The organism is Paractinoplanes atraurantiacus (genome assembly GCF_900215205.1).
Classification (GTDB): Bacteria; Actinomycetota; Actinomycetes; order Mycobacteriales; family Micromonosporaceae; genus Actinoplanes; species Actinoplanes atraurantiacus.
The window spans coordinates 320,402-340,575 of sequence record NZ_OBDY01000003.1; the positions used below are offsets into that span (position 1 = coordinate 320,402).

Genomic DNA, 20,174 nt, shown 5'->3' on the forward strand with positions numbered 1-20,174 from the left:
CGTGGCGGTATGAGTGATCTGGAGACGCGGCAGCTGCGCTACTTCGTGGCGGTGGCCGAGGAGCGGCACTTCGGGCGGGCGGCCGAGCGCCTCGGCATGGCCCAGCCGCCGCTGTCGCGGGCCATCCGGGAGCTGGAGCGGCAGCTCGGGGTGCAGCTGCTGGTCCGCACGACTCGCCAGGTCGCGCTCACCGAGGCGGGCGAGACGCTGCTCGCCGACGCGCGGGTGGCGCTGGACGCGGTGGCGGCGGCGCAGCGACGGGCCCGGCGGGCTGGTCAGCCGACGCGGTCGCTGCGGCTGGCGCTGAAAGCCGACTACGACGCGGGGCTGCTGCCGCGGATCCTCGACGCGTACGACGTCATGCCGGTGGAGCTGCAGCTGGGCGGGCGCGGCGAGCAGGTGCCGGCGCTGCTCGACGGGCGGGCCGACGTGGCGCTGCTGCCGGCGCCGTTCGACGAGAGCGGGCTGGACACCGAGACGCTGCTGAGCGGGCCGACCGTGGTGGCCCTGGCCGCGGCCGACCCGCTGGCCGCGCGCACCACGCTGACGCTGGCCGACCTGCGCGGCCGGAAACTGCCGGACGGGACGGACGCGTCGGAGGGCCGGATGGCGGCGGGGGTGAGGAAATTCGACCTGTCGCAGATCTTCAATCTGGTCGAGGTGAGCGGCGTCGTCTGGTTCCTGCCGGAGTGGGTGGCCCGGCGCTTCCCCCGACCGAACACCGCCTTCCGCCCGATCGAGGGCCTCGACCCGGTGGCGCTGAAGGTGGTGTGGCCGGCCGAGTCCCGCTCGCTGGAGGTTGCGGCCTTCGTCCGGGTCGCGAGGGAGATCGCGCAGACGCCCGAGGTGGCCCTGGCCGGGGGCTAGGACGCTCAGCGCGCCGGCGCGCAGGTGGCTCTATTCGGGGGCTAGCACGCTCGGGACCTCGTGTCGCAGGGCGACCGCGGTGGGCAGCACGGTCGCGGCCAGGACGAGCACGAGACTTCCCAACGCCACGGTCAGGGCGGGAACCGCGCCGAACGACGGGAAGCCTCCGGCCGCCCAGGCGCCGGCCAGAGCAGTGGCCAGCACGGAAGCGCCGCCCAGCAGCAGGGCCGTGCCCACGTAGATGACCGCCTCCCAGGCGGCGGCGGTCAGGACCGTGCCGGGGGTGCCGCCGGCCGCGACGATCAGGGCGAACTCGCGCTCCCGGCGGCGGCTCGACATGAAGACCGTGGCCACCGCACCCAGAACGGCCAGCAGGAGCGGGCCGCCCAGCAGCAGGACCACCGCCCCGGTGCCGAGGTCGGAGTGGCCGTGACTGGCCGTCTCGTTGGCCGAGTACAGGCCGCCGGCCAGGGCGATGGCCACGGTGAGGGGGCTGATCGTGGCCGTGCTGCGGCCGACGTTGAACGCGGTGCTGTTGCGGGCCAGATACCAGGAGCCCTCGAACGGCAGCAGCGACGTCCAGGCCCGCACCAGCCGGGACAGGAAGAGCGGGCCGAACGCGGCCAGCGCCCCGGCCGTCAGCGGAGCGATCAGCATGAGCGGCTCGGCCAGCGTGTCGGGGCCGGTGCCGGGCAGCGACGCCAGGATGGCCACGATGATGCCGGCCGTGGCCAGGCCGCCCACCCAGCGGGCCACGGTCATCCGTCGGTCCGGCGGCTCGGTCTCGCGCAGCGAGCGGATCGGCGGGGTGCGCGAGGCGCGGCCGGCGCTGCGCGAACCGCCGATGGTCAGGACCACGACGACGAACAGCACGACGGGAACGGCCGCCCCGGCGCCGAACCGCGGGGTCAGCGCGGCCAGCTCCGGTGAGTCCGTGAAGGCGTACTCATAAAGCGGTTTGAGGAAGGGAATCGCGACCACGCAGCCGAGCACCGCGCCGAGCAGGGAGACGATCAGCAGTTGGCTCGTCACGACCGTGCGGACGAGCGCCGGCCGAATGCCGACGAGCTGCCACAACGCGTACCCCCGCTGTTGCAGCGTGACCGTCAGCCCGGCGACCGAGCCCACCACGATCAGAGCGGTGACGATGGTGAACGCGGCGATGACGCCGCTGATGCCGTACAGCGCAAGGGCTTCGTTGCCGCCCACCGAGATCGCCGTGGCGATCTCGCTGGCCACGACGGCCCCGACCAGAGCCGTGGCGGCGGCGATGAAGAAGGTGCCCAGCCAGACCCGGATGTTCGCGACCAGGTCGCTGAGGACGAGTTTGAGCACTAGGACTCCCCGAGCGCGGCGAAGACCTCGGCCGCCGACGGGCGCAGCAGCGACCGGTGGACGAGGCCGTCGCGCAGCACGACGACCCGGTCGGCCCGGGCCGCGGCCGAGAGGTCGTGCGTCACCATCACCACCGAGCGGCCGTCGGCCGGGATCTTCGCGAGCAGGTCGAGCACCTGGCCGCCCGACGCGGTGTCGAGGGCACCGGTGGGCTCATCGGCGAAGACGACGTCCGGGCGTACGGCCAAGACCCTCGCGATCGCCACCCGCTGCTGCTGACCGCCGGAGAGTGCGGACGGCCGATAGGCCGCCCGGTCGGACAGACCCACGTCCGCGAGTGCCTGATCGACGTCGGTGGCGGAGATCTTCCGTCGCGCCAGGCGGGCCGGCAACGCCACGTTCTCCCTCGCGGTGAGGGAGGGAATCAGGTTGTACGACTGGAAGACGAACCCGACGTGGTCACGGCGCAGTGCGGCCAGCGCGCCGCGCCGCATCCCGCCGAGCTCGTGCCCGAGGATGCGCACCGAGCCGGAGGTGGCCGGCTCCAGACCGGACATGCAGTAGAGCAGCGTCGACTTGCCCGAGCCGCTCGGGCCGACCACGGCCAGGAACTCACCGGGCTCCACGCCGACGCTGACGCCGCGCAGCACCGGGTTGCCGCCGAACTCTTTCGTGAGGCCGTCGACCTCGACTGATGCCATCATCCCGCCAGGAGGAGCGTGGGGTACAGGTGGATGCCAACCGTACGTGGGGATACCCGCAACTGGACCGCGATCTTCCTGTTACGCGGGCCACGCCCTTGATAGGCAGCCAAATGGATGCCTATTGTGTGGTGGTGGATGACGTGTTCAAGGCGCTGGCCGACGCCAGCAGGCGGCGCCTGCTCGACAGCCTCGACGAGCGCGACGGCCAGACCCTGCGAGAGCTGTGCGCCGGCCTTTCCATGGCCCGGCAGTCGGTCAGCAAACACCTGGCCGTGCTCGAGGCCGCCAACCTGGTCACCACGATGCGACGCGGACGCGAGAAGCTCCACTTCCTGAACGCCGAGCCGATCCAGGCCATCAGCGAGCGCTGGATCAGCCGATACGACCGGGATCGCGTCCTCGCGCTGGCCGACCTCAAGACCGCCCTCGAGGAGGACACAGTGGAACCGTTCGTCTACACCACCTACATCAGGACCACGCCCGACCGCTTGTGGCAGGCCTTGACCGACCCGGCGTTCACCGCCCGCTATTGGGGCGTGACCTTCGAGTCCGACTGGAAGCCCGGCGCGTCGATGACCTGGACCGAGAACGGCAACACCATCCTCGACGCGGAACAGGTGGTGCTGGAGTCCGACGCCGGCCGCCGCCTCTCGTACACCTGGCACACCTTCACCCCGCAGTGGGCGGCCGCCGCCGGCGTCGCCGACGACCTGCTGGCCAAGCTCCGCGACGAGCCCCGCTCCCGGGTCACCTTCGACCTCGAGCCCGCCGGCGACACGGTCAAGCTGACGGTGACCCACGACCGCTTCGACCCGGACAGCACCCTGCGCACGATGATCAGCCAGGGCTGGCCCGCACTGCTCTCCAGCCTCAAGACCCTGCTGGAAACCGGAGAGCCCCTGGCAGGCTGAACCTAACCGCGCTCGCGGCCCGGCAGGGGTGCGCCGTGCAGGAACGCCGCGTACGCCTCGCGGGCGTCGTCGTCGATCTCGGGGCGGATGGTGCTGTAGCGCGTGTCGGCCCGGTCGCGGTGTGGGCCGGAGAGCCAGTACTCCTCGTCGGTCTCGACGTCGTAGAAGTTGGCGTCGAACATGCCCGGCCAGCGCCGGAGGGTCTTGCCGTGCCAGTAGGCCGTCTTCCAGCTCCGGTTGAACCGCACCCGGCTGATCCAAGCGGGCCCTTTGTCGGTGTCGTGACCGGTCTTCAACTGTACGAACATCACACGCTCCGCCATGAGGAGCATCGTCCAGCGGATCTCCTCCGGGCGCATCGCCTTTATTCGACCGTCACGGACTTGGCCAGGTTGCGGGGCTGGTCCACGTCGTGGCCCCGGGCGGCGGCGATCTCGCAGGCCAGGATCTGCAGGGGGACCGTGGTCAGCAGCGGGGCCAGCAGGGGCTCGGTGGGCGGGACGGTGATCAGGTCGTCCGCGTACGGGCGGGCCGAGTCGTCGCCGTCCTCGGCGATCACGATGGTGCGGGCGCCGCGGGCGCGTACCTCCTGGATGTTGGAGACCACCTTGTCGTGCAGGACGCCGCCGGGGGAGGGGAGTACGCAGATCACCGGGGTGGCGTCGTCGATCAGGGCGATCGGGCCGTGCTTGAGCTCGCCGGCGGCGAAGCCCTCGGCGTGCATGTAGGCCAGTTCTTTCAGCTTGAGCGCGCCTTCCAGCGCGACCGGGAAGCCGACGTGCCGGCCGATGAACAGCACCTGCGGGGCCGAGGCCAGGTCACGGGCCAGCTTTCGCACCGGGTCCATCGTCTCCAGCAGGCCGGCCAGCTGGGACGGGACGGCCAGGAGCCGGCGGGCGGCGGCCGGGTCGGCGGCCGGTGCGAGTTGCAGGGCGACCAGGTAGCAGGCGGCCAGTTGAGTCAGGAACGCTTTCGTGGACGCGACCGCGATCTCCGGCCCGCCGTGCGTGTAGACGACGGCGTCCGACTCGCGGGCGATCGTCGAGCCGTTGGTGTTGCAGATCGCCAGCACCCGGGCGCCCTGCGCGCGGGCGTGACGCAGCGCCATCAGCGTGTCCATGGTCTCCCCGGACTGGCTGATCGCGATCACCAGCGTGGAGCGGTCCAGGATGGGGTCGCGGTAGCGGAACTCCGACGCGAGCTCGGCCTCGCACGGGATCCGCGCCCACTGCTCGATCGCGTATTTGGCCACCATTGCCGAGTGATAGGCGGTGCCGCAGGCGACGATGACGACCTTTTCGACGTCGCGCAGGTCCAGGTCGCCGAGGTCCAGGTCGACACCGCCGTCCTCGCGGAGCCGGCTGCGCAGCGTGTCGGCCACGGCCTGCGGCTGCTCGGCGATCTCCTTGAGCATGAAGTAGTCGTGTCCGCCCTTCTCGGCGGCGGACAGGTCCCAGTCGATGCGGTAGTCGGTGCCCTGCACAGCCGTACCGTCGAAGTCGGTGATCTCGATGGCGCCCGGGGTGATCAGGACGACCTGGTCCTGGCCGAGCTCGATCGCGTCGCGGGTGTGCTCGATGAACGCCGACACGTCGCTGGCCAGGAAGTTCTCGCCCTGGCCGCGGCCGACCACGAGCGGCGAGTTGCGGCGGGCGCCGACCACCGCGCCGGGCGTGTCCGCGTCCACCGCGAGGAGCGTGAACGCGCCCTCCAGCTGCCGGGAGACCCGTCGCATGGCTTCGGCCAGGGCTTGCGGTCCGGTCACGCCTTCTTGACGTACGGCGGCAAGCGCCCCCGACAGCAGATGCGCCGCCACTTCGGTGTCGGTCTCGCTGACGAGGGTGACGGACAGAGATGCCCGCAGCCGGGCGAAGTTCTCGATGATGCCGTTGTGGATGACCGCGACCCGGCCCGCGACGTGCGGGTGGGCGTTGCGGTCGGTCGGGCCGCCGTGCGTGGCCCAGCGGGTGTGCCCGATGCCGGTCGGCCCGTCGGAGAAGCCCTCGGCCAGGGCCTTCTCCAGGTGGACGAGCTTGCCCGCCCGCTTCTCGGTCCACAGCAGGCCCTCGTCGAGGACGGCCACGCCGGCCGAGTCGTAGCCGCGGTACTCCAGGCGCCGCAGGCCGTCCATCACGATTTCCAAGGCCGGCCGCTCGCCGGCGTATCCCACGATTCCGCACATGTCAGCGACGGTAGAAAGGCAGCCTGTGCGGATTCCATGCGCTCGCTATGAAGCTCGCGTGCCGTCTCCGGTCGGCAGTTGCTGGCCCATCAGCGCGTTCAGGCCGCCGGTGCGGCGCAGCTTCTGCCAGCCGAGCCGGATGCCGCGGATCGCCGACAGCATCGACTGGATCAGCACCAGGTACATGAGCTGGCGGTAGACGAACTGCTGCAACGGCATTCGCCACAGTGGGCGCATCGACTCCTTGTCCAGCCGGAAGGCGTACATCGTGCTCAGCAGTTGCAGGAGAAGCACGCCGAGCCAGGCCGCCACCGTGAGCAGCGGCTCCAGGAAGATCAGGCCGTAGATCAGGAACACGTCGATGAGTGGCGACAGCAGCGGCATCAGGGTCTGGAACAGGGCCAGGTTGAGCAGGCCGCGCCGGCCGAACTTGCCGCCCGGTCCGCGTTCGAACAGCGCCCGGCGGTGTTTCCACATCGCCTGCATGGTGCCGTAGCTCCAGCGGTAGCGCTGCTTCCACAGCTGCGCCATGGTCGACGGCGCCTCGGTCCAGGCCCGCGAACGGTCCTCGTAGACCACCCGCCACCCGGCCCGGATGATCGCGATGGTCAGGTCGGTGTCCTCGGCCAGGGTGTCCTCGCTCAGGCCGTTGACCTGTTCCAGTGCCGCGCGCCGGAAGGCGCCGATGGCGCCGGGCACGGTGGCCATGCAGTGCATGACGTCGTACGCGCGGCGGTCGATGCTGAAGCCGACCACGTATTCGATGTGCTGCCAGAGCGGGATCATGCCCTTGCGGTTGGCCACCTTGGCATTGCCGGCGACCGCGCCGATGCCCTCGTTCGCGAACGGCTGCACCAGCAGGGCCACGGTCTCGGGCTCGAAGACCGTGTCGCCGTCCATCATCACGACGACTTCGGTGTCGGCGTGCGCGATGCCGTTGTTGAGCGCGGCCGACTTGCCGCCGTTGGGTTGCCGCACCACGGTGACGTTCGGATGGCCCAGCGCCTCGGCGATCTCGGCGGTGCCGTCGGTCGAGCCGTCGTCGATCACGATGATCCTGATCGGGTGCGTGCTCCGCACCAGCGAGGCCAGCGTGTCGGCGATCATCTCCTTCTCGTTGTAGGCCGGGACGAGAACGGTCACGGGTTTCTCGTACGCCGGACCCCAGCCCTTGACGTTCTTGGTGAACCGCCGGGCGTGCTTGCGGGCGAGGCCGAGCATCAACAGCAGCCGCAGAATCATGAGCACGCCCAGCACCAGCAGCAACGTGGCGAACCAGTCGGTGATCTTCTGGGCGACCTGGACGGCGCCGACGATGCCGAGCCCGTAGATCCGCTCGTCGGTGGTGGCCTTCGGGTTGACCGTCGACATGCCGGTCAGCGCCTTGATCGTGGTGAAGGAGTAACCCTCGTTCTTGAGGTACGGGATGACCGACTCGAGCGCGGTCGCCGTCTTCGACCGATCGCCGCCGCCGTCGTGGAAGAGCAGGATCGCGCCCGCGTTGTCGTCGGGCAGCACGGCGTCGATGATGTCCTGGGTCGTGGTGTCCGGCTCCCAGTCCCGGCTGTCCAGGTTGTTGACGACCGTCAGGTAGCCCTTCTCGCCCATCTCGGCCATCACCGACCAGGTCGGGTTGTCCAGGGCGGCCACCGTCGACGAATAGGGCGGCCGGAAGATCACGCTGGAGACGTTGGTCGCGCCGGCCAGCGCGAACTGCGTCTCCGACATCTCGACGTCCTGCCGCCAGGCCGACTTGCCGGACATCTCGGGGTGGGTGAACGTGTGGATGCCGATCTCGTGCCCGGCGTCCTTGACCTGCTTCGACACCGACGGATAGCGGCTGATCTCGGAGCCGATCTGGAAGAAGACACCCGGCACGTCGTACTCGTCGAGGACCTTCAGGATCTCCGGGGTGTACTCCGGGCTCGGCCCGTCGTCGAAGGTCAGCACGATCTTGTTGTCCGGCACGGTCACCGTGGTCGTGGTGGTGCCGTCGGTCTGGATGATCGGCCCGCCGTTGAGCGCCGCGTCCGGCACTTCGTCGGTCTCGGAGGTGGACTCGGCCGCGCCGTCCTGGGTGAACTCGCCCGTCACGAGCCCGTTCACGAGAAGGATGCTGGCGAACAGGCCCAGCAGCACGACGAGCAGGATCCAGCGCGGCTGCGGCACGCGAAGGCGCCGTGACCTGGGCGTCTCCTTGACTGTTTCGACGGACACGACTCAGCGTACGGTTTTGGTCTTTTGCGTATCTGTGGAATGGGATAGTTCGGGAGTGCTCGCCCGAATCGCTGTGGTCGCTCTCGTGTTCGCCGCGGCGGCCTGCTCATCGTCCTCGTCCACCTCATCGGAGCCGTCCGCCTCGGCCTCCTCGGCCGGCGCCCCGCCCGCGGTGGCCCCGTACGTCGACATCGTGAGCGGCACGGCCGACATCAGCGCGATCGCCTCGGCCACCGGCCAGAAGGACTACACGCTGGCCTTCATCCTGGCCGACAGTTCGGGCGGTTGTACGGCGACGTGGGGCGGCAAGACGGCCCTGGACGACAGCACGATCGCGGCCGAGATCGCCAAGTTCACGGCGCTCGGCGGCACCCCGATCGTCGCCACGGGCGGCGCGTCCGGTACGTATCTGGAGACGGCCTGCACCTCGGCCGACGACCTGGCCGCCCAGTACGAGGCGGCGCTGGACCAGGCCGGCAGCAACTTCCTGGACGTCGACATCGAGCAGACGGTCACCCCGGCCACTGTCGTGTCGGCCCTGAGCAAGCTCCAGGCGGCCCGCGGCACGTCGATCACCCTGACGGTCCCGGTCGGCGGCACCGTCCTCGGCCTGACCGACGCCAGCATCGCGCTGCTCACGGCGGCCGAGGCGGCCGGCCTGGACGTCACGATCAACGCGATGACCATGAACTTCGACGGTGGTACGGCCGACTGGGGCACCGCGATGACCACGGCCACGGAAGCGGTGAAGGCCGACGTGGCCGCCGTCTGGTCCGGCAAGAGCGACACCGAGATCTACGGCATGCTCGGCGTGACCCCGATGATCGGCGTCAACGACTCCTACGCCACCACCACCGTCGCCAACGCCACCACGCTGCGCGACTGGGCCGAGGACAAGGGCTTGGCTTTCGTACGCTTCTGGTCCGTCAACCGGGACAACAACGGCTGCACCGACGGCACGGTCAGCGCCACCTGCTCCGGCATCGCACAGACCGAGTACGCCTTCACCAGCCTGTTCGCCGAGTTCACGACCTGACCGCGGTGGCGCCGAGGCGGGCGCGCAGGTCGGCCGCGCTCATCGGGCGGGCGAAGTGGAACCCCTGGGCCCGCTCGTAGCCGAGCCGGGTCATCAGGGCCGCCTGCTCCGCCGTCTCCACGCCCTCGGCCACCGTCTGCAGCCCGAACGCCCGCGCCATCTGGGCCACCGCGCGGGCGATCGCGTCCGAGCCGCCGTCCGGCACGAACGAGCGGTCCAGCTTGATCTGGTGCACCGGGCAGGTGGCGAGCAGGCTGAGCGTGGACGCGCCGGTCCCGAAATCGTCGAGGGACAGCCGCACGCCCAGATCCCGCAGGCCCTGAAGGTTCTCGGTCGTCGCGCCACCGCCGACCGCCACCGACTCGGTGATCTCCACGGTCAGCCGGCGCGCCGGGAGTCCGCTCTCGCGCAGCGCCGCCTCCACCACGGCCGGAAAGCCGGCCTCGCGCAGCTGCCGGGCCGACACGTTCACCGACACCGTCAGCTCGCCCGGCCAGGTCGCCGCCTCGCGCGTCGCGGCGCGGAGCACCCGGACGCCGAGCGGAACGATCAGGCCGGTCTGTTCGGCGGTGTCGATGAAGGCACCCGGGCCGAGCAGACCGTCGACCGGGTGCTGCCAGCGGACCAGCGCCTCGGCACCGGTGATCCGGCCCTCCGGCAGCGTCACCACCGGCTGGAAGTGCACCACCAACTGGTCCTCGATGATGGCCGTGCGCAGCGCGGCGGCCTGGCGGCTGCGCTCGGCGCCGCGGGCCTCCATCTCCGGCCGGTACCGCTCGTAGCCGCCCTCGCCGCGGCCCTTCGCCTCGTACATCGCGATGTCCGCCTGGCGCAGCAGGTCGCCGGCGTCGTCGCCGGCATGGCCGTCGACCACGCCGAAGCTGGCCCGCGCGGTCAGCGGCTGGCGGTCGACGAGGGCCGGCTCGAGCAGGGCGGCCGCGATCCGGACGAGCATCCGTTCCACGTCCTCGCCGGCGACGCCCTCGAAGAGGATGGCGAACTCGTCACCGCCCAGCCGGGCGACCGTGTCCACCGGCCGCACGCTGGCCCGCATCCGCTCGGCCACGTGCACCAGCAGCGCGTCGCCGGTCGCGTGCCCGAGCGTGTCGTTGACGGTCTTGAAGTCGTCGAGGTCGACCAGAACGATGCTGAACCGCTCGTCCGGGCCGGCGCGGCGGATCGCGGCGGTGACCCGCTCGTGGAACAGCGCCCGGTTGGCCAGGCCGGTCAGCATGTCGTGCGAGGCCTCGTAGCTCAGCCGGTCCTGGACCTGCCGTGTCTCCGTGATGTCGCGGGCGTTGCTGACGATGCCGCCCACGCTGGGCTCGCCGGTCAGGTTCGCGCTGATGATCTCGAGCCAGCGGTACGTGCCGTCGTCGTGCCGCAGGCGGGCCTGATAGGTGGTCGTGGTGCCGGGCGTCGCGGTCACCGTCGCGATCCGCTCGGTCACCGCGGCCAGGTCGTCCGGGTGCACCCACGCCATCATGTCGGTGCCGATCATGCCGGCGGGATCCGCGCCGAGCACCCCGCGCGCGGCCGGGCTGACGTAGGTCAGCGCGCCGCCCGGCTCGGCGATGGTGACCATGTCGGTGGAGTTCTGTACCAGCCGCCGGAACCGTTCCTCCTGCACGCCGATGCGGGCGAGCAGGGTGTCGTTCTGCCGGAAGGCGATCAGCTGGCGGATGACCACCAGCGCGGTCAGCACGACCGCGACACTGTCGATCAGCAGGCCGTCCCCGGTGCCCCGGACGTTGTTGATGACGACCATGGCGTCGACGGCCGCGATCGCCATGTACGGCATGAGGCTGTAGCCACGCCGGACACGCCGCTCCCGTGCGCCGGCCGCGGTGTCCACCACCTGCACCCGGGCGCCGGCCGCGGCGGCGTAGGCGGCGAACGGAAGCACCAGGAGCAGCAGGTTGCCGCTGGGCTGGTGCGGGTGCAGGAAGCTGATCGCCGAACCGAGACCGCCGATCAGGCCCGACGCGCCGATCCAGTAGAGCCCACGCCGGGCGAACGACTCGACCCCGGCCAGCACGACCTTCGCGGCCAGGTGGACGCCGTTGAGGCCGGCGCCCATGATGACGGCGGCGGCGAGCACCCGGGGCAGGGTGACCCGGCCGTCGGCGAACTGGGCGGCCGCGGCGAAGTGCCAGATCAGCAGCCCCGCGGCGGCCGACAGGGTGCCGAGATCGAGCCAGACACCCACCATGCGGTCGCGGGCGCTGAGCGGCAGGCCGACCAGCGGCCAGGTGAGCACGGCGCCGGCCAGAACGTGCAGGACCACCGAAGCCGGCAGCAACCAGCCGGCGAGGCCGATCTCGGACAGGACGCGCAGCGCGACGACGCCGACGAACAGCGAGATGCCGATCGTCATCGTGCGCCAGTAACGCCGCACCACCGGAGCGGACTCCGGATCGGTCCGCGCCCGCCGGCAGAGCAGGAGGGTGGGGACGATGACCGCGATCACCAGGAGCCAGTTCACCGGAGCCGGCCACAGCGGGCCGGTGTGCTCCTGGAGCAGGAACGCTGCCACATTGACGATCAACAATGCGGTGACGGCCTGGAACGCGCGATCGGCGAAGAGCGGCGGGCGGCCGGGCGTGTCGAGCACGTCCTCTCATCGACACGGCGGTGGCCGAGGTGAGCGATGTTCGGCGACTCAGCTGGAGCTGCTCGACGAGGAAGACGTCGAAACGGTGGCCTTCGTCGACAGCCCGGAGTCGGCGGCCTGGATGACACTGGCGCCCACGACCGCCATGTAAACGGTCGCGAAAAGGGCCAGGAAAAAGCCGAGAACGGCGACCAATCGCTTTCGGCGGCCGGTGGAATCCACGAATACCTGGGTGGTGGTTTCGGCGGGAACGACAGCGGAACGAATCATTTCCAAAAGGTAGGCCCGGAAAGGGGCGGAATTCCTGTCCGAAGCCTAGGGCGCTCCTGTGGATCGACACCACGGAGAGTGACAATTTGAGCGCTTCCGGTGACCCGGCGCGCGGGAATCGCGGAAGCTCTCACCACGCCGGGTGACCAAAGTTCTACCTCTTCGGTAGCGGCGCCCTGTTCCACCACAGCGACAGACCCACTCCGGCGAACACCAGCAATGCCCCGGCCAACACGAACCAGACCGACACCTCGACCTCCTGCTTGCGCAGGTTGAACTCGCGCGGCAGATCGGTCAGCACGTCGACCAACTGATCCGCGTCCTCGGCCCGGAAGTATTTGGCGCCGGTCACGTCCGCGACCTGTGTCAGGGCGTCCTCGTCGATCTCCTGATTGCGGCCGGCGCCCCGCCCGCCGCCGCCGAACCGGCCCCCGCCGAAGGGCGAGTCGCCGCCGATCTGGTCGGCCGTGCAGACCATCGGAGCGGGCGTGGTCGTGCCGAAGCCGATCGTGTAGACGCGCACCTTGCGGGCCGCCGCCTGCTCGGCCGCGGTCACCGGGTCGACGCCGGTCGTGTTCGAGCCGTCCGTCAGCACGACGATCGTGTCCGGCTCGTAGTCACCGGTGTTCTCCAGCGGCGGCAGGTCGGCGCCCGTCTTCGCCACGTTCGGGTTCGTCTCGGCGATCGCGTCGATCGAGGTCAGGATGGCCTGGCCGATCGCCGTTCCCCGGGCCGTGCGCAGCGTGCCGATCGCGTCGATCAGCGAGTCCTTGTCCGTCGTCGGCGCCACCAGCAGGCCCGCGATCCCGGAGAAGGCGACCAGGCCGATCCTGGTCCCGTCCTGCTGGGCCTTGATGAACTCGCGGGCCGCCTCGGTCGCCACCGAGAACCGGTTCGGCTCCACGTCGGTCGAGCACATCGAGCCCGACACGTCGATGGCCAGCAGGATCGACGTGCTGTTGGACGGCACCGACACCGTCGCCTGGGGCCGGGCCAGCCCGACCGCCAGCGGCAGGAAGCCGGCCAGGAAGAGCCAGACCGGGATGCGGCGCTTCCAGGACGTCCGCCCGGGGAGCGCGGCCCGGATCACCGCGACGCTGGAGACGGTGACGGCGGTCCGCTTGCGGCGCCGGTTCAGCCACCAGCGGGCCGCCAGCAGCAGCGGCACGGCCAGCAGCGCGAGCAGCGCCCACGGCCAGCTGAACGACATCAGACGATCCTTCCGTGCCAGCGGGTGCCCAGCAGCGCGCCGAGCATGAGCAGCAGCAGGGCCACGCCGGCGAACGGCGCGGTCAGCTCGACCGGCTCCTTCTTGGCGGTCAGCCGCAGGTCGATCGATTTCGTCGTGTCGGACACCGCCGCGGCGTCACCGGCCGGGTGATAGGCGCCGCCGGTGACCTGCGAGATCGTGGTGAGGGTCTGCTCGTCGAGCCGGGTGCCGAGCTGGAAGCCGTCCACCTCGACGGTCCCGCCCTTGGCCGTGCCCACGCCGACGGTCTGGATGCGCACCCCCGCCGCGGCCGCCAACTCGGCCGCCGCCTCGATGTCGGGCCCGCCCGTCTCCTGCCCGTCGGAGAAGACCACGATCGTCGCCGACGGCCAGTAGCCGAGCTCGGGCGCCGGCGCGCCCTCGTCCGGCAGGGCCACCGGCTTGCCGGTGATCGTGCCGAGCCCGACCAGGATCGCCTGCCCCAGCGACGTGCCGCCACTGGCCGAGAGCCGCCCGATCGCCGCCATCGCCGCGTTGTGGTCGTCGGTCGGCGCCTGCGTGAGCAGCGCCTGGTCGCCGAAGACGAGCACACCCACGTCGACCGTGTCCGGCTGGTCCTCGACGAAGTCCTTCGCCGCCTGCTGGGCCGCCGCCAGCCGCGACGGGCTGACATCGGTCGCCCGCATGCTGTTCGACACGTCGAACGCCAGCAGCACGGTCCCCGACACATGCGGCACACTCAACTCGGCCTGCGGCCGGGCCAGTCCCACCAGCAGAACCGGCAGGGCGAAGAGAATCAGTCCGTACGGCAGGTGACGGCGCACCGCCGAGCCCCGGCCGACCATCGACGCGAAGCCGGCCGCCGCCAGCGCCGAGCTGCGGCGCCGCTGGAGCCAGACGTAGCCGTAGACCGCCGCCGCCGTGACGACCACCGCGACGATCAGCAGCAGGGGATGGAGGAAGCTCACCGGCGCCCCCGTCCGGACCGGCGCACCATGTCGATCAGTGCGGTCAGCATGTCCTGGTCGGTGGTGACCCGGTGGGCCGCCACTCCGGCCTTGCGCATGCCCTCGGCCACCGCGTCCTCGCGGGCGCCGACCTGGTCGGCCAGCCGGCCGCGCAACAGCGGGTCGCTCGTGTCGACCAGCAGTTGCTCGCCCGTCTCGGCGTCCTCGACCAGGATCACGCCCACGTCGGGCAGCTCCAGCTCGGACGGGTCGACGACTCGGATCACGACCACCTCGTGCCGATGGGTCAACATCGCCAGAGAGCGGTCCCACCCCGGCTCGCCGATGAAGTCCGACATCACGAAGACGAGACTGCGGCGCCGCGAGGTCGTAGCCGCCGCCATCCTAAACATTTCCGATAAATCCGTAATAGCGGAAGATTTGGGCGCGGGAGCCAGCAGCGCTCGCGTGATCCGCAGGATCTGATCGCGTCCCGGCCGGGGTGGGATCACCTGGTGGCTGTCGTTGTCGAACAGGACCGCCCCGACCCGGTTGCCACCCTGCGAGACGAGCCGGGCCAGCGCTACCGCGAGTTCCGCGGCGACTGATTCCTTGCCCTGACCTCGCCCGAAGCGCATCGAGGCCGACCGGTCCACCACCAGCCAGGCGGTCAGCTCGCGGTCCTCCGTGTACTGACGGATGTACGGCTCGTCGAGCCGCGCCGTGACGTTCCAGTCGATGTGCCGGACGTCGTCCTCCGGCACGTACGCCCGCAGGTCGGTGAAGTCGATGCCGGTGCCGTGCCACACCGTGCGGTACGCGCCCTGCAACCGCCCGTCGAGGCGGCGGCCGAGCCGCCACTCCAGGCGCCGCAGCAACCTGTCCGAAGGGGTGGTCATGCGTCAGCGGCCTCGCCCGGCGGGCTCCGGGATCGCCACGTTGGCCAGGATCTTCGACAGGATCAGGTCGGGCGTCACCTCGTCCGACAGCGCCTCGTAGGACAGCACCATGCGGTGCCGCATCACATCGAGGGCCAAATCCGTCAGATCCTCCGGTACGACGTACTCGCGCCCCCGGATGAACGCGAGCGCCCGCGCCGCGAGCACCAGGCTGATCGACGAGCGCGGGCTGGCCCCGAACGTCACGTAGCGGGCCAGGTCGGTCAGGCCGATCCGGGCCGGGTCCCGGCTCGCGTGGGCCAGGTTGACCGCGAACTCGATGAGCGACGGGTCGACGTACACCCGGTCGGTCTGCTCCTGAAGCTCGACCAGCGTGTCGGGGTCGATGATCTTCTGGATGGCCGCGGCCCTGGTCAGCGCCCGCTCGACCACCACGAACTCCTCGGTGACGCTCGGATAGCCCACGAGGACCTTCATCATGAAGCGGTCGACCTGGGCCTCGGGCAGCGGATAGGTGCCCTCGGTCTCGATCGGGTTCTGCGTGGCCATGACCAGGAACGGGTTGGGCACCTTGTGGGTCTCGCGGCCGATGGTGACCTGGCGTTCCTGCATGACCTCGAGCAGCGCCGACTGCACCTTGGCCGGCGCGCGGTTGATCTCGTCGGCCAGCAGCAGGTTGGTGAAGACCGGGCCCAGCTGCACCTGGAACTCGCCGGTCGGCTGGTGGTAGACGCGGGTGCCGACGATGTCGGCCGGCACCAGGTCGGGCGTGAACTGGACCCGGTGGAAGTCACCGCCGATCGCCTCGGCCAGGGACTTGACGGCGAGGGTCTTGGCCAGGCCGGGCACGCCCTCGACCAGGATGTGACCGCGGGAGAGCAGGGCCACGATGAGCCGCTCGAGCAGGATGTCCTGCCCCACGATGGTCTTCTTGACCTCGTAGAGCACCTTCTCGATCGGCCCGGCCGAGGCCGCCGGGGCATCGGCCCAGTTGTAAGGGCTCATGGTCCGTCCTTTTTCTCAGAGGGGCGGTGCTTGTCCGTCGCCCTCGCCGGCGCCGAGAGCGGCCCCGATGGGTACGGCGAAACCGATGCCGATGAAGGTGCCGGCGTCGGTCGGGTTGGCCAGCGCCACCACGACGCCGACGACCTGGCCCTGCGTGTTGATCAGCGGCCCGCCCGAGCTGCCCGGGTTGACCGCCGCGTCGAACTGGATGAGACCGGCGATGTCGCCGCCCCGGTCGCGCGACAGCGTGCGCTCCAGGCCGGAGACGACGCCGCTGGTGGTGGTGGCGGTCAGGCCGAGCGGGTTGCCGATGGCCACCACGTCGTCGCCGATCGCCGAGCCGCCGCCGAGGACCGCCGGCACCACCGTCTCGGGCAGCTTGGCCGGGGTCAGGGTGGCGATGTCCTGCGCGGGCTCCGAGCTCGCGACCTGTGCGGTCGTCTCGCTGCCGTCGGCGTACGCGACCTGGATGTTCTTGGCGCCCTCGATGACGTGGTACGCCGTGAGGATCGTGCCGTCCGCGTTGACGATGAAGCCGGTGCCGCTGTCGGCGCCGGCGCTGCTGCCGCTGGCCTTGATCAGCACGACCGAGGGGCGCAGCGCCTGATAGACCTCGGTGACGGTCATCGGCCCCTGCGAGGCCGACGGCGAGGGAGCCGGCCGTGGCGCCGCGGCGGGCTCCGGTGAGGACCGGAAGAGCACGACCGCGGTGATCGCCACCGCCCAGAGCACGACGGCGCCGGTCAGCAGCTTCCTGCCCCGGCCGATCTTTTTCGGCGGCGGCTCGGGCGGCGGCGGGTCGGGCGCGGCGCCGTCGGACCGCAGCACTTCCATCACGTCGCACCCGCAACAGTGAGCATCTCTCGACTCTAAGAGCGGTTTCTCAAAATCCGCTAAGAGCTTGCGCCGCTTTTCATAAGGCGTTTCACCTGCCGGGACGCGGGCATTTGGGTCTTATGACGTACGCCGCCCGGAGCCCGCACGCCACACACCGCTGGATCGCCCTCGCCGTCTTCGGGCTGGCCGTCTTCGTCGCTGCCGCGATCGGTGGCCTCGGCGTCTCCGGTACCTCGACCGAGTACAACGGCCTGGAGCAGCCCGCCTGGGCGCCGCCGTCGTGGCTGTTCGGGCCGGTCTGGACGGTCCTCTACGTGATGATCGCGCTGGCCGGCTGGCTGGTCTGGCAACGGGTGGGCTTCACGCTGCCGATCTGGCTCTACACCGCCCAACTGGTGCTCAACGCGATCTGGACGCCGCTGTTCTTCGGCGCCGGCCAGTACGGCCTGGCCTTCGCCGACATCGCCGTGCTGTGGCTGCTGATCGGCGCCACGGTCGTCACCTTCTGGAAGGTTCGCCGCGGCGCCGCGCTGCTCCTGCTGCCCTACTGGGCCTGGGTGACCTACGCCAGCGCCCTCAACCTGGCCATCTGGCAGCTCAACTGAACAGGATCTTGGCGCCGTCCTGACCCAGCGCCGCGAAGTCGGCCTCCACGTCGTCCCGGCTCAGCACCCCCTTGCGGACGGCCCGATGACGCACCATGTGCCAGACGAAGACGTCGAGGTTGTCGAAGCGGGTGTCCGCCTCGATGACCTCCTCCTCGTGGAACCAGACGGCGACCTGCCCGTTGGTGAGCGGACCCGCCGGTCGAGAGCGGCCAGTGCGGCCGCGTCCGCCGGCGCGAGCCGGGCCAGGTCGGCGCCGAGCGCGGATCTTAGCGGCAACGATCCATATCGAAACAGGTGCCAACTTCGCTCCGTGTCTTCCAAAAGTCCCCTCCGTCACAGCATGATGATCGCGGTGACACTATGAGTGAAGAGCAGCTGCCGCCGAGTGTGCTTTCCGAGATCGGGAGCCCGATCCGGGAGAACAGGCTGTCCGCCGTGGAGGAGCTGTCCCGGCTGGCCTGGGGCAACGACCTCGAGACGGCCGCCGCCGCCCGGCTGGCCCTCCAGCAGATGATGGACGACGACAGCCGCAGTGTGTCCGCCGCCGCGGCCGCCGCCCTCGAGCGCACGGCCGTGCGCCTCGACCCCGAGCGCGTCGACTTCGGCGTGGTCGCGGCCGAGACACCCCGCCTGGTCGCCGACGTCCTGGTCGAGGGGCCACCGCTGGCGATCGCCGGCGCCACGGTCACCGTCTCCGGTCCCGGCCTGCGCGCCATGCTCACCGACCGCCAGCTGCGGATCATGTGGCTGCCCCGCTCCGACTGGCTCGACGGCTCGGTCACCGTGCGCGGCCCGGCCGGCTGGGCCGACGTCCGGGTCACCGGCCAGATCGCGGCCACGGTCCCGATGGCCCAGGTGCCGGCCGATGCCGGCGGCATGCGGACGTACGACGGGGTGCCTGGCTACGGCGCCTACGGCCCGGCCCGGGTGACCGTGCTGCCACCGCCGCCACCGCCCGCGAGAAGGCAGATCGGCACGACCGTGCTCGTCGCCATCCTCACCACGCTCGTCGTCCTCGGCGGCGCCGGCGTCGCGATGGCCCTGCTCAACGGCACGGCGCCCAGCCGGAACGTGGCCGCCGAGCCCACCACGCCCGAGGCCGTCGAGGCGATCGGCTCCGCCGACCCGGCGACGCCGCAGGTCACCCGGGTGCCCCTGGGCGCGCGGGTGAAGAGCCTGGCCGTGCCCAAGGTCGCCGGGACGGTCCGGGTCGGCACCGAGCCCGAGGGCCTCGCCATCTCGCCCGACAGCCGCACGGTCTACGTGGCCAACCAGAACTCGCACATCCTCTCGATCATGGACGTGCCGACCCGCAAGGTCACCTCGGTGACCCTGCGGAACAACCCCCGCTTCGCCACCACCTCGCGCGACGGCCGGCTGATCTTCGTCTCGATGTACGAGGCCGACAAGCGCACCGGCAGCGGCGTGGCCGTGGTCGACGCGCGCACCAAGAAGGTCCTGCGCTACCTGCAGACCGGCCTCCAGCCGTACACGTTGTCGGTCGGCCCCGACGGCAACCTGTGGGTGCCGATCCACAGCGAGGGCCGGGTCGAGGTCTTCAAGGCGGGCAGCCTGGAACGGGTCGGCAACATCATCCTGCCGCCGAACCCGCACGCGGTCGGCTTCTCGGCCGACCTCGGCCGCGCGTTCTCCGCCAACCACGAGTCCAACCTGGTCTCGGTCATCGACATGCGGACCAACAAACTGGTCACGACCATCCCGGTGAGCCGCGCGCCGCACAGCATCGCCGTCTCCCCGGACGGCCGGGTCGTGCTGGTGGCCGGCTACGAGGCGAACACGGCCGACCTGATCGACGCCAACACGCTGCGGCGCAGCGGGCCGTACCCGGTCGGGCGCGAACCGCAGAGCGTCGGCGTCTCGGCCGACGGCAGACACGCGTACGTGGTGAACGAGGGCGACAACACGGTCTCCGTGCTGAACACGACCACCGGCGTGGCCACGGCCACGGTGAAGGTCGGCGGCAGTCCGCGCAGCATCGTGGTGGCGCCCGACGGCAAGCTCGCCTACGTCTCCAACGGCAAGGACCACACCATCACGGTGCTGCGGGTGGGGGAGTGAGCCGGCGCGACCGTGCCGCCGGCGAGGTGCTCGTGCGGCGGCTCTTCACCGAGCACGGCGCCGCGCTTCTGGCGTACGCGTCCCGGCTGCTCGGCGACCACACGCAGGGGGCCGAGGTCGTTCAAGAGGCGCTGGTGCGTGCCGCTTTCACCGATACAAGGGCGGATCTCTTCGAGGCCGTACGCGACCTGGCCGTCGCCCGCCTCCGCACGCGCCCCCAGGCCGTCATGCCGGCCACGGGGTCGATGGAGATGCTGCGTGCCGTGGAGGCCCTGCCGCCCGAGGAGCGCGCGGTGCTCAACGCGCTCTACTTCCAGGGCCGCAACGTCAAGGAGGCGGCCACGACGCTCGGCATGCCCGCCGAGACGGTCAAGACGCGCAGCTACCAGGCCCTGCGCCACCTGCGCGGAGTCTCGGCATGACGGGCCACGCGAGAGATCAGCTCGGGGTGGT

19 protein-coding genes are annotated in these 20,174 nt (G+C 70.8%); 6 read left to right on the top strand and 13 right to left on the bottom strand.

The window, feature by feature from the left end; translation table 11 throughout:
- The first annotated feature begins 9 nt into the window (after positions 1-9).
- The gene (locus CRP55_RS10785; protein WP_097319615.1) at positions 10-867 is read left to right on the top strand and encodes a LysR family transcriptional regulator; all 858 of its coding nucleotides are present in this window, start codon (positions 10-12) and stop codon (positions 865-867) included.
- Positions 868-897: 30 nt separating this feature from the next.
- On the opposite strand, the gene CRP55_RS10790 is transcribed toward CRP55_RS10785, so the two are convergent.
- Both CRP55_RS10790 and CRP55_RS10795 read right to left on the bottom strand, forming a co-directional pair.
- Positions 898-2,202, bottom strand: coding sequence for an ABC transporter permease family protein (locus CRP55_RS10790; protein WP_097319617.1), 1,305 nt, complete (start codon positions 2,200-2,202; stop codon positions 898-900).
- A complete protein-coding gene (locus tag CRP55_RS10795) occupies positions 2,202-2,906 on the bottom strand; it encodes an ABC transporter ATP-binding protein (protein WP_218854309.1) in 705 nt (234 codons plus the stop codon). Before CRP55_RS10795 ends, CRP55_RS10790 begins: the two co-directional genes overlap by 1 nt.
- A gap of 131 nt (positions 2,907-3,037) precedes the next feature.
- Between CRP55_RS10795 and CRP55_RS10800 the strand changes: the two genes are divergently transcribed.
- Positions 3,038-3,817 (top strand): ArsR/SmtB family transcription factor, encoded by a 780-nt coding sequence (locus CRP55_RS10800; protein ID WP_097319901.1) that lies wholly within the window; start codon positions 3,038-3,040, stop codon positions 3,815-3,817.
- Between the two features lie 2 nt (positions 3,818-3,819).
- Here CRP55_RS10800 and CRP55_RS10805 read toward each other — a convergent pair whose 3' ends face one another.
- Genes CRP55_RS10805 through CRP55_RS10815 form a run of 3 tightly spaced genes read right to left on the bottom strand, consistent with a single transcriptional unit; the run spans position 3,820 to position 8,216 of the window.
- Positions 3,820-4,140, bottom strand: a complete 321-nt coding sequence (locus tag CRP55_RS10805; RefSeq protein ID WP_097319902.1) for a hypothetical protein — start codon at positions 4,138-4,140, stop codon at positions 3,820-3,822.
- A 41-nt stretch (positions 4,141-4,181) separates the two neighbouring features.
- Positions 4,182-5,999 carry a glutamine--fructose-6-phosphate transaminase (isomerizing) gene (gene glmS, locus CRP55_RS10810; RefSeq protein ID WP_097319620.1) on the bottom strand — a complete coding sequence of 606 codons (1,818 nt, stop codon included), beginning with the start codon at positions 5,997-5,999 and terminating at the stop codon, positions 4,182-4,184.
- 45 nt (positions 6,000-6,044) lie between these two features.
- On the bottom strand, positions 6,045-8,216 hold the full coding sequence (locus CRP55_RS10815; protein ID WP_097319622.1) for a bifunctional polysaccharide deacetylase/glycosyltransferase family 2 protein: 2,172 nt from the start codon (positions 8,214-8,216) through the stop codon (positions 6,045-6,047).
- Positions 8,217-8,271: 55 nt separating this feature from the next.
- On the opposite strand from CRP55_RS10815, the gene CRP55_RS10820 reads away from it, so the two are divergent.
- Positions 8,272-9,252 (top strand): glycoside hydrolase family 18 protein, encoded by a 981-nt coding sequence (locus tag CRP55_RS10820; RefSeq protein WP_097319625.1) that lies wholly within the window; start codon positions 8,272-8,274, stop codon positions 9,250-9,252.
- On the opposite strand, the gene CRP55_RS10825 is transcribed toward CRP55_RS10820, so the two are convergent.
- The 7 genes from CRP55_RS10825 to CRP55_RS10850 all read right to left on the bottom strand — a co-directional run bounded on the left by CRP55_RS10825 (position 9,242) and on the right by CRP55_RS10850 (position 17,031).
- Complete coding sequence (locus tag CRP55_RS10825) at positions 9,242-11,866, bottom strand: putative bifunctional diguanylate cyclase/phosphodiesterase (RefSeq protein ID WP_097319627.1); 2,625 nt, start codon at positions 11,864-11,866, stop codon at positions 9,242-9,244. The genes CRP55_RS10820 and CRP55_RS10825 overlap by 11 nt on opposite strands.
- A 48-nt stretch (positions 11,867-11,914) precedes the next feature.
- Complete coding sequence (locus CRP55_RS52045) at positions 11,915-12,136, bottom strand: hypothetical protein (RefSeq protein ID WP_143234542.1); 222 nt, start codon at positions 12,134-12,136, stop codon at positions 11,915-11,917.
- Between the two features lie 154 nt (positions 12,137-12,290).
- On the bottom strand, positions 12,291-13,346 hold the full coding sequence (locus CRP55_RS10830; RefSeq protein ID WP_097319629.1) for a VWA domain-containing protein: 1,056 nt from the start codon (positions 13,344-13,346) through the stop codon (positions 12,291-12,293).
- Positions 13,346-14,314 (bottom strand): VWA domain-containing protein, encoded by a 969-nt coding sequence (locus tag CRP55_RS10835; protein ID WP_097319632.1) that lies wholly within the window; start codon positions 14,312-14,314, stop codon positions 13,346-13,348. Before CRP55_RS10835 ends, CRP55_RS10830 begins: the two co-directional genes overlap by 1 nt.
- Positions 14,311-15,192, bottom strand: coding sequence for a DUF58 domain-containing protein (locus CRP55_RS10840; RefSeq protein ID WP_097319634.1), 882 nt, complete (start codon positions 15,190-15,192; stop codon positions 14,311-14,313). Before CRP55_RS10840 ends, CRP55_RS10835 begins: the two co-directional genes overlap by 4 nt.
- Positions 15,193-15,195: 3 nt before the next feature.
- Positions 15,196-16,197 carry an AAA family ATPase gene (locus CRP55_RS10845; RefSeq protein ID WP_097319636.1) on the bottom strand — a complete coding sequence of 334 codons (1,002 nt, stop codon included), beginning with the start codon at positions 16,195-16,197 and terminating at the stop codon, positions 15,196-15,198.
- 15 nt (positions 16,198-16,212) lie between these two features.
- Positions 16,213-17,031: a S1C family serine protease gene (locus tag CRP55_RS10850; protein ID WP_097319639.1), complete on the bottom strand. Its 819-nt coding sequence runs from the start codon at positions 17,029-17,031 to the stop codon at positions 16,213-16,215.
- A 122-nt stretch (positions 17,032-17,153) separates the two neighbouring features.
- On the opposite strand from CRP55_RS10850, the gene CRP55_RS10855 reads away from it, so the two are divergent.
- Entirely contained in the window at positions 17,154-17,639 is a 486-nt protein-coding gene (locus tag CRP55_RS10855; protein ID WP_097319641.1) for a TspO/MBR family protein, read from the top strand.
- Here the strand turns inward: CRP55_RS10855 and CRP55_RS53885 are convergent.
- Positions 17,632-17,943: a hypothetical protein gene (locus tag CRP55_RS53885; protein ID WP_218854326.1), complete on the bottom strand. Its 312-nt coding sequence runs from the start codon at positions 17,941-17,943 to the stop codon at positions 17,632-17,634. The two genes, CRP55_RS10855 and CRP55_RS53885, sit on opposite strands and share 8 nt — an antisense overlap.
- 59 nt (positions 17,944-18,002) lie before the next feature.
- On the opposite strand from CRP55_RS53885, the gene CRP55_RS10865 reads away from it, so the two are divergent.
- Positions 18,003-19,721 (top strand): YncE family protein, encoded by a 1,719-nt coding sequence (locus CRP55_RS10865; RefSeq protein WP_097319643.1) that lies wholly within the window; start codon positions 18,003-18,005, stop codon positions 19,719-19,721.
- Positions 19,718-20,143, top strand: coding sequence for a sigma factor-like helix-turn-helix DNA-binding protein (locus tag CRP55_RS10870; protein ID WP_097319646.1), 426 nt, complete (start codon positions 19,718-19,720; stop codon positions 20,141-20,143). Before CRP55_RS10865 ends, CRP55_RS10870 begins: the two co-directional genes overlap by 4 nt.
- The last annotated feature ends 31 nt before the right edge of the window (positions 20,144-20,174 follow it).